General features: G+C 56.1%; 16 protein-coding genes and 1 tRNA gene. 14 read left to right on the forward strand and 3 right to left on the reverse strand.

Annotated elements, in window-relative coordinates; genetic code table 11:
- Window positions 1-48 precede the first annotated feature (48 nt).
- The 9 genes from IT444_08250 (at window position 49) to IT444_08290 (ending at window position 7,673) form a co-directional block, all read left to right on the forward strand.
- Window positions 49-1,491, forward strand: coding sequence for an aldehyde dehydrogenase (locus tag IT444_08250; GenBank protein MCC7192756.1), 1,443 nt, complete (start codon window positions 49-51; stop codon window positions 1,489-1,491).
- A gap of 78 nt (window positions 1,492-1,569) precedes the next feature.
- Window positions 1,570-1,824 carry a hypothetical protein gene (locus tag IT444_08255; protein ID MCC7192757.1) on the forward strand — a complete coding sequence of 85 codons (255 nt, stop codon included), beginning with the start codon at window positions 1,570-1,572 and terminating at the stop codon, window positions 1,822-1,824.
- Window positions 1,825-2,712: a hypothetical protein gene (locus IT444_08260; GenBank protein MCC7192758.1), complete on the forward strand. Its 888-nt coding sequence runs from the start codon at window positions 1,825-1,827 to the stop codon at window positions 2,710-2,712. It abuts the gene before it with no gap.
- Window positions 2,713-2,739: 27 nt separating this feature from the next.
- Window positions 2,740-3,039, forward strand: a complete 300-nt coding sequence (locus IT444_08265; protein ID MCC7192759.1) for a EutN/CcmL family microcompartment protein — start codon at window positions 2,740-2,742, stop codon at window positions 3,037-3,039.
- A gap of 110 nt (window positions 3,040-3,149) precedes the next feature.
- Window positions 3,150-4,082, forward strand: coding sequence for a class II aldolase/adducin family protein (locus IT444_08270; protein ID MCC7192760.1), 933 nt, complete (start codon window positions 3,150-3,152; stop codon window positions 4,080-4,082).
- 55 nt (window positions 4,083-4,137) lie between these two features.
- The gene (locus IT444_08275; GenBank protein MCC7192761.1) at window positions 4,138-5,061 is read left to right on the forward strand and encodes a lactate/malate dehydrogenase family protein; all 924 of its coding nucleotides are present in this window, start codon (window positions 4,138-4,140) and stop codon (window positions 5,059-5,061) included.
- A gap of 13 nt (window positions 5,062-5,074) precedes the next feature.
- On the forward strand, window positions 5,075-6,295 hold the full coding sequence (locus IT444_08280; protein MCC7192762.1) for a hypothetical protein: 1,221 nt from the start codon (window positions 5,075-5,077) through the stop codon (window positions 6,293-6,295).
- Between the two features lie 53 nt (window positions 6,296-6,348).
- Window positions 6,349-7,116 carry a DeoR/GlpR transcriptional regulator gene (locus IT444_08285; GenBank protein ID MCC7192763.1) on the forward strand — a complete coding sequence of 256 codons (768 nt, stop codon included), beginning with the start codon at window positions 6,349-6,351 and terminating at the stop codon, window positions 7,114-7,116.
- 194 nt (window positions 7,117-7,310) lie between these two features.
- Entirely contained in the window at window positions 7,311-7,673 is a 363-nt protein-coding gene (locus IT444_08290) for a LysM peptidoglycan-binding domain-containing protein (protein ID MCC7192764.1), read from the forward strand.
- Window positions 7,674-7,810: 137 nt separating this feature from the next.
- On the opposite strand, the gene IT444_08295 is transcribed toward IT444_08290, so the two are convergent.
- The 3 genes from IT444_08295 to IT444_08305 form a co-directional block, all read right to left on the reverse strand.
- Window positions 7,811-8,296 (reverse strand): hypothetical protein, encoded by a 486-nt coding sequence (locus IT444_08295; protein ID MCC7192765.1) that lies wholly within the window; start codon window positions 8,294-8,296, stop codon window positions 7,811-7,813.
- Between the two features lie 252 nt (window positions 8,297-8,548).
- Window positions 8,549-8,621: transfer RNA gene (locus IT444_08300), tRNA-Phe, on the reverse strand.
- A gap of 177 nt (window positions 8,622-8,798) precedes the next feature.
- Window positions 8,799-9,716, reverse strand: coding sequence for a hypothetical protein (locus tag IT444_08305; protein ID MCC7192766.1), 918 nt, complete (start codon window positions 9,714-9,716; stop codon window positions 8,799-8,801).
- A gap of 510 nt (window positions 9,717-10,226) precedes the next feature.
- Between IT444_08305 and rplK the strand changes: the two genes are divergently transcribed.
- The 5 genes from rplK (at window position 10,227) to IT444_08330 (ending at window position 14,973) form a co-directional block, all read left to right on the forward strand.
- On the forward strand, window positions 10,227-10,652 hold the full coding sequence (gene rplK / locus IT444_08310; protein MCC7192767.1) for a 50S ribosomal protein L11: 426 nt from the start codon (window positions 10,227-10,229) through the stop codon (window positions 10,650-10,652).
- A gap of 110 nt (window positions 10,653-10,762) precedes the next feature.
- Window positions 10,763-11,440 carry a 50S ribosomal protein L1 gene (locus tag IT444_08315; GenBank protein MCC7192768.1) on the forward strand — a complete coding sequence of 226 codons (678 nt, stop codon included), beginning with the start codon at window positions 10,763-10,765 and terminating at the stop codon, window positions 11,438-11,440.
- Between the two features lie 110 nt (window positions 11,441-11,550).
- Window positions 11,551-12,093, forward strand: coding sequence for a 50S ribosomal protein L10 (locus IT444_08320; protein MCC7192769.1), 543 nt, complete (start codon window positions 11,551-11,553; stop codon window positions 12,091-12,093).
- A 126-nt stretch (window positions 12,094-12,219) separates the two neighbouring features.
- Window positions 12,220-12,618: a 50S ribosomal protein L7/L12 gene (gene rplL, locus IT444_08325; GenBank protein ID MCC7192770.1), complete on the forward strand. Its 399-nt coding sequence runs from the start codon at window positions 12,220-12,222 to the stop codon at window positions 12,616-12,618.
- Window positions 12,619-12,855: 237 nt separating this feature from the next.
- Window positions 12,856-14,973: a DEAD/DEAH box helicase gene (locus IT444_08330; protein ID MCC7192771.1), complete on the forward strand. Its 2,118-nt coding sequence runs from the start codon at window positions 12,856-12,858 to the stop codon at window positions 14,971-14,973.
- The last annotated feature ends 57 nt before the right edge of the window (window positions 14,974-15,030 follow it).

Genomic DNA, 15,030 nt, shown 5'->3' on the forward strand with positions numbered 1-15,030 from the left:
CCGGTCGCGGCCTTTGGCCGCTCATGCGTCGTAACAGCACGAATCAACATGGACCAGCAAACACTTATCGCCAACGTCGTTCAGGAAGTGCTCAAGCAGCTCGGTCCGGGCAAAGCTGTCGTCACCGCTCAACCTGCCCGTGACGGCGGGAACTCACGCGGAAGCGGTTTTGCCGGACGGCCGGGTATCCACGGTGACGTGAATGCAGCGGTCGAATCAGCTACACGAGCACAACATCAACTCGCGACGGCAGGTATCGGTATCCGTGATCAAATTTGCAAGCTCCTCAAAAAAATGGCACTCGACCGTGCACAGGAGTGGGGGCAGTTTGAATTCGACGAAACTCGGATCGGCCGGCTCGATCACAAAGTCGCCAAACTCGAACTGCTGACCAATGTCCCAGGAGTCGAGTTTCTCACCACGCGGGCGCACAGCGGGGATAAAGGCATTGGCCTCGATGAAGCGGCACCGTGGGGTGTCATCGGCGCAATCACTCCCGTCACACACTCGATCCCGACGTTGACCGCAAATGCGATCAACATGATCGCTGCGGGAAACTCACTGGTCGTCAACCCGCATCCGGGCGGTGCGAAGTCTGCTTCGATGGCAGCCGCAGCCTACAACGAGGCGATCGCATCGCGTTTTCGCATTGACCCGCTGATCAATGTGATTGACCCGCCGACTCTGCGCACCGCGGAGGAGATATTTCAGCACCCCGGCATTCCGCTGCTGGTTGTGACGGGCGGTCCTGCCGTTGCACGCGCCGCGATGAAGCAGTCCAAACGGGCGATTGTCGCCGGGCCGGGTAATCCGCCTGTGGTCGTCGATGAAACCGCCGATCTGGATAACGCTGCCCGGTCGATCATCGCCGGCGGATCCTTCGACAACAACCTGCTCTGCATCGGCGAAAAGGAAGTCTTCGTCGTCGCATCGGTCTTTGACAAGATGATGGCTGCGATGCGCCGCGCGGGTGCGGTTGAACTCAATGGATCACAGATCGACAAACTCACCGCTGCCGCGATCAAGTGGGAAAAAGATCATCACGCAGTCAACAAGGAATACATCGGCAAGGATTGCTCCGTGCTCGCTCGTGCGGCGGGATTGGAGCTGAACAAGCCATGCGATCTGCTTTTCGGTGAGACGGACGAAACCAATCCCTTCGTGCCTGAAGAGCAGATGATGCCCTTCGTGCCGTTCGTGCGCGTGCGCGATTTTGAGCAGGGGTTGGAGCTGTCGATCAAGCATGAGCACGGCTTCGGACACACCGCCATCATCCACTCGAACAATCTGGCGAACATCACGCGCATGGGCCGGGTGATGAACACGACACTTTTCGCGGTCAACGGTCCGTGTACAGCCTGCCTGGGTGTCGGCGGCGAAGGATACGCCAGTTACTCGATCGCCACACCGACAGGTGAGGGTGTGACCAATCCGTTGACGTTTACCCGCTTCAGAAGGATGAGTGTCAGCGGCGCGCTGCGAATCGTATGAGCGTCCCTGTAATGCGGACGGCGGCTTTGCGTGTTTCAACGATGTTTCGTCAGTAGCTGGAGAAATACGGTAACCATCATGCAACTTGCCGTTGTCAAAGGTCGAGCCACCAGCACCGTGAAGCATAAATCGCTTGCGGCAGCGCGGCTGCTCGTATGTCAACCGGTCGGAGTCGGCGGCAAGGTATCCGGCGATCCGGTGATCGCTGTGGACAAACTCGGTGCCAGCCTCGGCGATCGGGTCATCATCAGCACCGACGGGTTGGGGCTGCGGGAACTTGTCAAAGACAACAACTGCCCTGCGCGGTATTGGACGATCGGAATCGTGGATTAAATGACTGAACTGGAACGCCAACTCGTGCAGATGGTCGCCGCCCAGGTGATTGCGGTCCTGCGCGAACGCGGCGCGTTCGGGGGCGGGAATACCGCTGCATCCAGTCGCGGCGGTCCTGCGGATATCAAGCCGCCGATCGGTATTTGCACCGGCGATTACTCGAAGTTTCCCGAATTGGCAGGAAAGCTGCACGCAGCCGTAGGATCGTCGGCGAGTACCGCATCACATCAACCTTCTCTACAAGAGGCGAAGCGCAGCGACTCGCCGACCATTGCGTTGAACGGCATCATCACCGCCAGTCAGTTGCAGGCAGCGATGGACGCGGCCAGTGATGGTGTCGCGGTGCTTGCCGCCGATGCCCGCCTTTCACCCTTGGCAAACGATCTGGCCCGCAAGGATCCCAGACGCATTCGCCGTGCGGGAGTCGCAGCGAGTGCATCACCCGGCGGGATTGATTTTTCGTCGTTGCTGTGGATGTGGTGGATTGACGGGTCGTGCCCTGTGGTTCAGGACGTGACGAATGAACGCCGCGCCCGGCTGCGGGCTTCCTCCGCCAATCGTCTGCCCGGTTCGTTGGCACAGGTCGTGCGTGAGCTTTCCAGTGCGATCCGTGCCCGGCAGGTCGCTGGCGGAATTCTGTTCGTCCATAACGCGGCGAGAGCTGCCTGCCTCGCCAATCGCTGTGCGTCGATCCGAGCTGTCGTTGGCACTTGCGGTGAGGCCGTCGAGCAGGGCATCAGCGAGCTTGGTGCGAATGTTTTGATTATTGAATATCCCCATCACGGCCATCGTTCGGTGTCGTCGATGGTGGACCGCATGATGCAGCAAGGCCCGCAGGCACCCGCCGCAGTGGAACGGGACCTGGCCGACCTGCATCGTTGCGGATAGAGCAGTCTGCGAGACAGCGAGTCATTGATGCGAATAGCGAAAGTCATCGGGTGTCTGACGTTGAGCCGTAAGCGCAGCGAATTGCGCCCCGGACGTTATCTCATCGCTGAGGCATTCGATGCGGATTCGTTGGCCGGGATCAAAGGAAACGTGCGGCGCAAAAGCGCGATGCCCGAATCGCTGATCGTCTTCGACGAGCTTGGTGCGGGCGTCGGCCAGATCATCGCGGTAAGTGAAGGGCGGGAAGCGTGCATGCCGTTTCATCCCACCCAGGTACCGATCGATGCTTATAACGCAGCCATTCTTGACTCGGTGGAAGTTGTGTGAGGCTAAGTGAATCTGCAATCGATTGGATGTGTTCAAAGTGCGAGTCGTCAGTGGTGAATGCAACAGAATAAGAGGGGAACCAAAGCAGTAACGGCAAGTAAGGAACACCCATGGAAATGCCCATTTTTCAAATCAAGCGTGAGATGTGTGAGATCGGACATCGGATTTGGCTCAAAGGTTTTTGTGCCGGCAACGAGGGCAACCACTCGGTGCGTATCAGCAATGATCGCGTCCTTTGCACGCCGACAGGGCTGTCGAAGGGCTTCCTTGTTCCGGAGGATATTTGCGTCGTCGATATGGATGGCAAACAGGTAGAAGCCAACTCGCGTGGTCGCAAACGCACCAGTGAGGTATTGGTTCATCTGGCGATTTACAAGAAGCGGCCGGACGTAAAAGCGGTGATCCACAGTCACCCGCCGCACGCGACGACATTTGCGATTGCGGGTATTCCGCTGCCGGAAGGATTGCATCCGGAGGCGGAAGTCTTTCTCGGTAAGGTGCGCACTGCGCCGTACGCGCTGCCCTCGACGCAGGCGTTACCCGACTCGATTACGCCGCTGATCAATGCTGAAACCAATACGGTGTTGATGGGAAATCACGGCTCGGTGAGTTTCAGCCACAATCTGATCGACGCTTACTACAAGCTCGAAATTCTCGATGCCTACTGTCGCATCCTGCTCCTGTGCAAGAACATCGGCAAGGCCAATGTCTTCTCCAAAGAGCAGATGGTGGACCTGTTGAAGGTGAAGCAGAAGTTCGGGCTGCCGGATGAAAGGCTCGCCTGCGCACCCACAGGATGTATCGGCGAAGACAATCAACCGTTCTTTGCGACCTTTGACCAGACGGCATCAGCGCAATGCTGCTGCCACAGCGGGGAAGTTGAACACGCGACCAGTGCGGAACGTGAAGAGGACGCACTGGCCCCCATGGTGCGAGAGATTGTTTCAGCGCGAAATGCTTCCCCTGCGAACGCCGGTAATGACTCGGCATTTGAAACTCTGGTGCAGTCAATCACAGATCAGATCATGGCTGCGGCACGATGAAAGTTGCGCTGTTGCGGATCGGACGGACGTGTTGTTGATCTGAAAAGCTTCGATTATGAGTATCAAGGTAGGCATCATCGGCGGTGGCGGGCGTGTGGGTTCTAACGCGGCACTGTCACTCCAGGCTGGCCGGATCGTGCGTGAAATCGCACTGGCGGATGTCAATGCAGAGATGGCTGCGGGGGAAGCGCTCGACCTGCTGCACGGCTCATCACTGGTCGCCGATCAGAAGATCTACGCTTGCGACACCGCCAGACTCGCGGATGCTGATGTGGTCTGTATCACAGCCGGATCACGGCGAAAGCCCGATGAGTCACGGCTTGATCTCATTAACCGAAACGTCGTGCTCTTCAAAGGCATCCTTGACGATCTTAAACGAGCGAATCTCCGAAAAGATGCGATCATTTTTGTCGTGTCCAACCCGGTGGACGTGTTGACGCGACTGGCGATCGAGCATCTGAATTGGCCCGCCCAACAGGTGATCGGGCTTGGGACCGTTCTGGATACCGCACGATTCTGCTCGCTGATTGCCGATTTCAAGCATCTGCCCGCCACGCAGGTCAAGGCACTCATTCTCGGTGAGCATGGCGACACCATGACCCCGATCTGGTCAAGTGCGGTAGTCGGCGGTGTGCCGCTCTCCTCCATGATGTCGGTCAACGAACAGAACGACCTGTTTAAGCGCACTCAGGGATCAGGTGCGGAAGTCATCAAACGCAAGGGAGGCGCGGGCTACGCGGTGGGGTGGTCCATCGCTGAAGTGATCCACGCGATCGCACTGGACAGTCAGCGAATTCTGCCGGTGAGTTCAAAGCTCAGTGGCCAGTACTGCATCCGTAATACCTGTCTGAGTATTCCGACGGTCGTTGGACGCGCCGGAGTGATCCGTGCGATGGAAGTGGATCTCTGGCCCAAAGAGAAGGCGGGAATCCAGGCATCAGCCAAAGCTCTGGACGAAACGTGGAGCAAACTCAAGTAACCAAGTACCAGCCATGCAAAAATCGCTCGATACCAAGATCGCTCGTATTCTTGCTGATCCGTCAGTGAAGGATTTCATTCTCGCAGATGCCAAAGATGCGGATATGGCCTATGGCATGGCTGCGCCGGGAAAATCACCCGAACACTATGCTCACGAGGCACGGTTTCGTTCGCTTCAGGAGTTCCGTGAGCTTATACGTCAGAACGTCAAGCAGGGCCTCATTGACATCATGCTCATGAGCGCTTCGACCAGCGAAGTGCTGACGATCAACGAGAAGATCTTTGAAAACTCACACGTAACTCCCGCCGCACGAGCTAACGATGCGACGGACATCTTTGCTGCCATGGGAGGCACCTACCTCAGCCAGCCGAGTCTGCCGTTTCGTACCGCGACAATTGACCACATCATGTGCGGCAAACTGACTTGTTCGCCGGAGGAACGAAAAAAAGGAGCTGATCTGGGGTTGTACTCGGTCACCTTCAATAACAACCTCGAAAGCGATCTTGTTTCCCTGAATGCTTATCGTGATTTCCGGCTTGAAGCTGAGGCAAAAGGATTTCGACACTTCCTTGAAGTGTTCGACCCGAATGCCTGCAACGCACCGGGCGGCTCATGTCCCAGCGATATCGGGCGGTTTGTGAATGACTCGATTGCGCGGACGCTTGCCGGCGTGGTCGGCAAAGGACGTCCGCTCTTTCTCAAGATTGCCTATCACGGCCCGGAGGCGATGGAGCAATTGGCGTCGTATGACCGCTCGCTGGTCGTAGGCATCCTCGGCGGGGCGGCTGGTACTACATTCGATGCATTCCATCAGCTATGCGAAGCACGTAAGTATGGCGCCCGTGCCGCTCTGTACGGCAGGATGATTAACAATGCCGAGAGCCAGAGTGTCTTCATCCAGCATCTGCGCTGGATCGCTGATGGTGACATCAATGATCCGACTGTTGCGGTCAAGTCATATCACGCATCACTGGAAAAAATCGGCGTCCAGCCGTATCGCCGACTTTCGGATGACCTGATCTCCACGACACGCGCTGTCTCCTATGGCGGGACGGCGGTCAAAGTCGATGGCGGGAAAGTTGATACGCGATCTGCTGGCCAACGATCGCCATCGAGTAACAGTGACAGCACTCAAGGGAGTCGCAGCAGCGGCGTTGACTTTTCAAAAATGTCACCTGCTGAAAAAATCGCCTGGAACAAAGCTCGGTGGGATCGAGTGGTGGGAAAGATTTGATGGCAGCGGTATTTCGTTACCGCGGCGGTTGAGGGCAAGGAAAGGAATGACGCATGCTCATCGTCGAGCGGCAAAATCGTGTGGTCGAGATTCTTCGGCAGCGCAGAACAGCTCTGCTCGAAGACCTCGCCCGCGAGCTTGATGTCAGTGCCTCGACGATTCGCCGCGACCTCGAACAACTCGAAACCCGGGGGCTGGTATCACGTACGCATGGCGGTGCGGTTTATCGAGGGTCCGATGTTACGCCCGCGGCTACGGACCACAGCGTCGCGCTGACCGTTCGTCTTCAATCTGAAGTCAATGAAAAAAAACTGATCGGCAAATACGCAGCCAGCCAGGTCGAGCCGCAAATGACAGTGTTACTCGACGGCGGATCGACCGTGATCTATACCGCCAGGCAGATCACCGCCCGTCCCATTCAAGTCGTCACCAACAGCCTTGGTGTCGCCAGTACATTCATTGACGACGATCAGGTGGAGTTAATCATGATCGGGGGCACGCTCTACCCGCGCACCGGCGTGATGGTTGGCCCGATTGCAACCGGATGTCTTGCCGACCTGCACGCGGATTTGCTGCTCTTTAGCCTCGCAGGAATCTATGGCGATGAGGCGTTCAATCAAAATCTGGCGATGGCCCAGGTCGAGCAGGCCATGATGCGTCAGGCGGCACGCAGCATTCTGCTGATGGACTCAAGTAAATTCGGACGCAAAAGTCTGGCTCGTGTCTGTGGTTTGGGTGAGGTGGATCAGATTGTCACCGATTCGGCTATCAGTTCCGAGTGGCGCGATCGTCTCGATACGCGTCTGGTGGTGGCTAGTTAGAGAAGAAATGTGTATCAGGACGGCAGCAACTATTTTTAATAGTTTTTGCCGCTGGTTGTCCGATAAAAACACGGCTGCTGCGGCGACGATATTGCTGGCGGCATGAACGGTTGTTAAGTTATTGCCAAGTTCGCAACCCGATGTGGGTATGCGATTGATCAATCAGGGAAAGGCCAAACGCCATGCGGAAGGTGATGACGGTTCTGGTTCTCGCGTCTGCGGTGAGTTTAATCGGATGCAATAAAAACAAGCGGCCGGCCGCCAAGACCCCGCAACCCGCGCCATCGAGTGATACCTATGGCGGCGGGACAACTCCGACGCCGGTACCTCCTCCGGTTGTCTATGAGCCTCCGCCTCCTGCGCCGGCACCAGCACCGGAACCTGTCGCAGTGCCTTCTTCAGGTGCTCGCACATACACGGTTAAGAAGGGCGATACGTTGTCGAAAATTGCCCGTGAGCAACTCGGCGGCATCAACCAGCTTGGCCCGCTGATCCGCGCTAATCCCGGCATCAATAAAGACGTCATCAAGCCCGGCCAGGTCATCAACCTGCCGTAATTGCTGCGTCCTCCGCTTCTGCGGAGCAATTCATGCAGACTCCAAGCGATTGCGTCCGTATCGCTGCGCATCAACGAGCGCGGTGAACGGACTAATCGCTTTTTTTATTGACTCGGCGCAGCAGCAGAACCTCACGACTACCACGACACGAACATATCCAAGGCTTGCGTCAGTCGGTCGAGATATTCAGAACGCGGAATCTCGATGATGCCGAACTGTTGCATGTGTGAATTGGCAATTTGCGTATCGAGCAGAGCGTAACCACGGCTGCGCAGGTGCTCCACAAGATGAACCAGACAGACCTTGGAGGCATCGGAAACACGGCTGAACATCGACTCGCCGAAAAACGCACCCCCCAACGCAAGACCATACAACCCGCCGACAAGTACACGATTCTCGTTCTTGTCTTCTGTTGAAGAGGAGAACGGATGATTAGCCACAGCCGCCTCAGTGATTTCTTTGCAATCGACTTTACATTTTTTTGAAGTGTCAGGAACTCGCAGCCATGCTTCCACGCTATGGCCTACACCCGCTTGATGGAGTTGCGTGTACACGCGGATGATGTCCTCGTTGATCCATGTTTCCTCGTGCTTACGTCGGGCTTGGGCACATCCGCGGATCACATCCTCAAACGCAGTATCAAAGGTGATTTCAAACTTTCCCGATCGAACTCTGCGAAGCAGCGACCTGCTGAATCGGGCTGCGTCGAGGGGCAGAATCGCCCGCGGATCGGGGCTGTACCATCGGATCTGACCATGACGCCCCGTTGCCATGGGAAATGCCCCCATGGTGTAGGCACGCACTACCAAATCGAGCGAGATGGGCGGAGCGTTGGACACATGAATAGGGTATGGAGCAAAACGCTGAAGGTGAAATGGCTAGGACTGGGATCGAACCAGCGACCTCGGCATTTTCAGTGCCACGCTCTACCAGCTGAGCTACCTAGCCGCCAGCACGAGTCTCGCGGACGAAACTCGTGAAGCGACAGAAGATTAGCAGGCCCGCCGAAAATCTCAAGCGGATATGACATTCGTCGATGGCATGCTCTTTTGCGTCGGATACCGCGCCAAGAAAAAAGCCCACCTTGCGGTGGGCTTGTGAAGTCGAATTACGAAATCGTTTCACTCAGGCAGTCGTGCGCTGACGGCGTGAAGAAAGATAGCCGACGATGGCACTGCCGCTGAGGAACACCAGCCCGCCGGTGAGTGGTTCGGGAACAGGGTTACCGTTATGGTCGTCGTCGATCGGATCGAAGGAATCGCGGTACTCCCATGAGACGATGTCGTGATTACCCCAGTCCGCGCCGGTTCCTGATGTGAACCCGATGTAAGCGGAAGTTGCTCCGAGGATGCTCACGATATTCACGGAACGCGAGAGAGTGGCCGTCGCCGGGCGGATGCCGGTCTGATTGGTCCTTACTTCGAGATTGGTGCCGTCGTAATCAACCCAGGCATACCAAAGGTTCCCATCATCAAACCGTGTGGCGATGGTCTGTGTGAAGGGCGAGCCAGCACCGTGATCCACCACACCATTGACGTCAATGCCCAGGTGGTTGGAGTCGGGGTCGTTGTTGTAGGAGTTGTGCCAGGTATCCCACTCAGCCCCGACGCTGTTAGGAATGCCGGAGTACCCGATACCTTGACCGGCTCCGCCGATGTTTGATGCTACGTTCTGCACAACGAAAACGATGCCGTCGGCACCGGAAGTGGGGTTGTTGTCGAAGATAGTCCCACCGGGATCGGTGATACGGAATCTGAAAGCGGTGCTGAAGGTAGCTGCGTTAACAGTTGTGGTTGAGAACGCGCTGCCGCTCTGGCTTCCGGATGCTGAGGTAAGACGGAGTACGCGGCCAGCATCGATGCCGTTGTTGACGTTACCGATAGCGTTACCGTTGAGCGTCAGCCCTGCGGTGCTGCTGAAATCGTTGAACTGTACCGTTACCGCTTGCGATGTGGCAGCCATTGCCAGACTTGTGATAAGTGCGGCAGCGGCACTTTGCACGCTTACGCATTTACGAACTGAAGCAGATCGTAACAAGTTCATTTTCCCCTCCTAAGGAAATTAGGTGTTACATCGATGACGCATGCCGGAACATACCGGCCGATTTCGATTGCGTGACGCCATGGACGTAACACGAATTGAATATCAGAGTATCAGAAAGGTAGGCAAAAATAGGTAATCAGCGATGAAATAGCTGCTAGCATTCGTTGTAAGGCATTGAATACACTTGAATTGCATACGGTAAAAATTATTAAAAGTTCTGGATCGTTGAATTGTTCTGCATTGAAAAAGATGTTCTGTCCGAAGTCGTATGACTAATGGGGGCGAGGGCGGCTAGCAGAAAAACAACTAGCCTTTGATTGTTGTGAGTCCATCGACCCAAGCCCATCGCAGCGCACGAGGCAATGAAACGAACGATGGACTTTTTGTGGAAACCTCAGCAACTACACAAACTGCGTATTGGCGAAGTTTAGTGGAACTCGCTATACTTCCCGGCTCGCCATAGCTCGCCGATGTCGCGGCTGAGCGGGCGTTCTCCGCAGGAGTTTGGTTATGGCAAAGAAAGAAGTCACGGTTGTCTTCAAGATTCAGGCTCCGGGTGGTCAGGCAACTCCCGCTCCGCCAATCGGCCCCGCACTGGGACAAAACGGCGTGAACCCCGGCCAATTTATCCAGCGATTCAATGAAGCAACCCGCGCTCTGAATGGTAAAGTCGTCGGATGCGTCATCACGGTCTATAAAGACCGCTCGTTTGACTTCGAGGTCAAGCAGCCACCGGCGGCTGTGCAGATCCTCGAAGCTGCCGGCGCACAAAAAGGCTCCGGTGTTCCGAACAAAGAAAAGGTAGGCAAGATCACCAAGGCTCAGCTTGAGAAGATCGCCAAAGAAAAAATGAAAGAGATGACCGGCCACACGCTCGAAGCAGCGATGCGCACGGTGGCTGGCACCGCCCGTTCATTGGGTGTGACGATTGAATAAGCAAGTATCCCGCATTGTGTGTGCGGGATTCGTAAACGGCATACCAGGGGCCGTAAACCCTGGGAGAATCGCCCGCATCCGCCCGATGCGGGGACTCGAAAGGAACTGCGATGCCTCACGGCAAGCGCTACCGCGCTGATATCGAAGGTTGGGACCGCGAAAAAGTAGTGCCTCTCCCCGAGGCGATCGCGAGACTCAAGACTTTCAAGAAAGCTAAGTTTGATCAGTCGATCGAGATCGTCGTACATCTGGGTATCGACTCGAAACAGGCTGACCAGCTCGTTCGTGGTTCGCTGGCCCTGCCGCACGGAATCGGCAAGAGCAAGCGCGTGATTGCCTTCTGCAAGGACGACCAAATCGACGCAGCCATGAAGGCGGGAGCCATCAAGGCTGGCGGCGATGCACTGGTGAAAGAGGTTGAGGGCGGATTCCTTGATTTTGACGTTGCTGTGGCAAGCCCCGATATGATGCGTGTTGTGTCCCGCCTGGGTAAGGTACTTGGCCCTAAGGGTCTCATGCCTTCACCCAAGAGCGGCACAGTAACGCCTCAGATCGAGCAGGCGGTACGTGAGTATTCCGCAGGCAAAATCGAATTCCGCAACGACACGGGCGGGAACGTACAGGCGGTCATCGGCAAGCAGAGCTTTGATGAAAAGCAGCTTCTGGAGAACGCGCAGGCGTTCATTGAAAACATCCATCGCCTCAAACCGGCGACGGCCAAAGGTCAGTACGTGAAGAAAATCTCTATTTCGGGATCGATGACGCCCGGTGTTTTGGTACAGGTGTGAGTCAGACAGATGGATTCCAGAGGAGACGTGCTCCTCATCGTTCCAAGTTGATTCATGCAGATGATGATTGGTCTCGAACTCCTAACTACGACTAAATCCGAGAATATCCCATGAGCAAGCCAGTAAAAAACCTAACGACGCTCGAATACAAAAAGCGTTTTGGTGATCTCGAAGGCGCGGTGCTGATCGACATCCGTGGCATCACTTCCAACGACAACAATAAACTCCGTGCCGGCCTTCAGCAGAAGAAGGTTCGCGTTACCGTGGTCAAGAATAATCTCGCCCGTCGTGCCTTCGACGGTACGAAGATGGCGAGCATCAGCGACATGCTGGACGGCCCCAGCGCCCTTGTTTACGGCGGTGACAGCGTCGTGACGGTGGCTCGTGAGGTACTCGCCCAGATCAAGACCATGGAGAACATCCAGGTCAAAGGCGCATTGATGGACGGGATCATCTTCAAGGGCAAAGAAGTCGAAGCCTTGAGCAAATACCCGACCCGCAGCGAAGCGCAGGCGCAGGTGATCCAGGTCTTCCTCGGTCCGGCAGCACAGGCGATCGGTGCGATCGTCAGCGCAGGCAACACGATTGCAAGCCTGATCAAGGCTGTTGAGGACAAGCTTGAGAAGGGCGAAACGATCGCCAAGATCGCCTGAGCAAGGGATCTTCCGGTAGTTCAAGGCAGATAAGACAGTTTCTATCCGCTTCCGACTGGCCCCTTCGGGGGTTAAATGATCGACGGTCGATCACCTCTTGGACGGAGTTTCGATGGAGTGTTTCCCATGGCAGAAGTAGAAGCAGCAGTGAAGGAAATCGGCGACAAGATCGCCAGCCTGACGATCAAGCAGGCGGTTGACCTCAAGAACTACCTCAAGGAGGCCTACGGCCTTGAGCCTGCAGCGGGCGGCGCGGTCGTTGTCGCCGGTGCAGCAGGTGGCGCGGGTGGCGCGGCTGCCCCGGCTGAGGAAAAGACCAGCTTCGACGTCGTTCTCAAGAACGGCGGCGAGAAGAAGATTCAGGTCATCAAGGTTGTTCGCGAGGCTACTGGTCTGGGCCTCAAGGAAGCCAAGGATCTCGTGGACGGTGCGCCAAAGACCGTCAAGGAAGCTCTGCCCAAAGCCGAGGCCGAAGCTCTCGCTGCCAAGCTCAAGGAGCAGGGTGCCGAGGTCGAGCTCAAGTAATTCGTCAAACGAATTTCAGCATGTCGCGGCCGCTGGCTGCGCATCGCATGACTTCATCATGCCGCGTCCGGAAACGGGCGCGGCATTTTTAATTCCGCACACATCCATCAGCCGTCCGTAGGCAATCCATTGGTTGAGGATTCGACTATCCGCACGACAAAACAGGCACGGCACCATCGGCGAGCATGATTCTGTCACCGGTCTTTGATTGCACACTGCTACAATCGACAGTTCACCATGGCTTTCAATCCTCTCCAGATCATCGCGGAGGATGGTCCGGTCGCACGGCGACTCGGCACACGATATGAGCATCGCCCGCAGCAGGATCAGATGATTACGTCTATCCGTGAGACGCTGAATGCACGGGGCAGCAAACTTATTGAGGCTGGCACGGGTGTCGGTAAGTCGTTCGCCTATCTGCTGCCGGCCATTGAGCGGGTCGTTAATTCGCCAGCCGAGAAGCGTGAACGGGTGGTGATTTCAACGCACACGATCGCGTTGCAGGAGCAACTCGTCCAGAAAGATATTCCTCTGATTCAAGCCGTCGCAGATGTCGAATTCTCCGCGGTGTTGGCGAAAGGGCGAGGGAATTACATATCTCTCCGCCGATTACAGCAGGCATCGGATAAAGCGATCAATCTCTTTCCCGAACCCGAAATGATGCGAACTCTGGAGACGATCCAGGCGTGGGTGCGCAAGACGGATGATGGATCGCTGGCCACCCTGCCACGGCTGGAACGGCCCAGTGTCTGGGACAAAGTGCAAAGTGATTCAGGAAATTGCATGGGCAGACGATGCCCGACGTATGGCAGTTGCTTCTATCAGCAGGCCCGCCGCCGCATGGAGAATGCGGACCTGTTGATTGTGAATCACGCGCTGTTTTTTTCTGACTTGGCGCTCCGTGCTTCCGGCATCGGATTTTTGCCGCCCTACGACCATGTGATCATTGATGAGGCGCACACCATCGAAGATGTAGCCAGCGATCACTTTGGACTGTCCATCTCTGAATCCCAGGTCAACATGCTCCTCAACAGTCTGTACCTGGATCGCACGGGAAAGGGTTTTTTGTCGAGTCTGCAAGGGCGATGCGAAACGGAATTACTTGACCGCGCGGTTAACACGGTACACGAGACCAAACAGGCATCGCACGAGTTTTTCGATTCCTTGCTGAGATTCCATGAGGAAAAGGGACGCAGTAACGGTCGGGTTGATGCGGCGCATATCGTTGAAAATGTGTTGAGCCTGCAGCTTGAGGAGTTGGCTCTGCTGCTCAAGCTGGTGAAGGACAATACGGATCAGGAGCCGGACCGATTTGAGTTGTCAGGCTACGCGGGTCGATGCGAGGAGGCTGCCGGTACGCTTAAGATTTTGCTGGAACAGACTGCACCGGACAGCGTTTACTGGATCGAGCTTGGGCAGGCGGGTCGGACAAGGCGAATAACGCTTCAAAGTTCACCCATCGACGTCGGGGTACTCCTCAAAGAAAGGCTATTCGGAGCAACAAACGGACACGGAGAGCCGATGAGTGTCGTGTTGACTTCAGCAACTTTGGCGGTCAACGGAACATCTTCACCCGACTTATCTTCGCGCGGCCGCAATGAAGCGATTCGGAGTCGAAAGACAGGCGCGGGTAGGAAGGCGGGATTTTCGCATATCCAGTCTCGATTAGGTTGCGAGGATTCGCCGACACTGCTGCTGGGATCGCCGTTCGACTACGCTCAACAGGCGGAGCTTTTCATCGAAAGCACCATGCCTGAACCGAACGATCCGAAATACTTTGCCGAACTTGGACCACGAGTTCTTCAGCACATCGACCGCACCGAAGGCGGAGCGTTTGTCCTCTTTACGAGTTACAGCCTGCTCAAGAAAACCGCAGACTGGCTCAAGCCTTTTCTTGACGCCCGTGGAATGCCCATGCTGGTGCAAGCCGAGGGTACTCAACGATCACAACTGCTCGAGGTCTTTCGAGGCAACCGGCGCAGCGTGCTGCTGGGGACGGACAGTTTCTGGCAGGGGGTGGATGTGCAAGGGGATGCCCTGCGAAACGTCATCATCACACGACTTCCATTTGCTGTCCCAGATCGACCACTCGTGGAGGCGAGGATTGATCGGATCAAGGCCAGTGGTGGCGATGCGTTCGCCGAATATTCATTGCCTGAAGCTGTACTGAAGTTCAAACAAGGGTTTGGCCGCCTGATCCGCTCGAAACAGGATCGCGGCTGCGTGGTGGTGGTGGACAGCCGAATGGCGACCAAACCTTATGGACGAATGTTCATCGAGGCATTACCTCCGCTGCCGGTAAGACTTTTGACCAGGGCCGTTGTTACGACAGATGTTGACTTTGACGAGTCGTAGCCGATATTTTGGTTAGTCCATTTCTGCGGGACGAACATCGTGATTCGACGCCACCCG

The organism is Phycisphaeraceae bacterium (assembly GCA_020851465.1).
In the GTDB taxonomy this organism is placed as follows: domain Bacteria; phylum Planctomycetota; class Phycisphaerae; order Phycisphaerales; family Phycisphaeraceae; genus JADZCR01.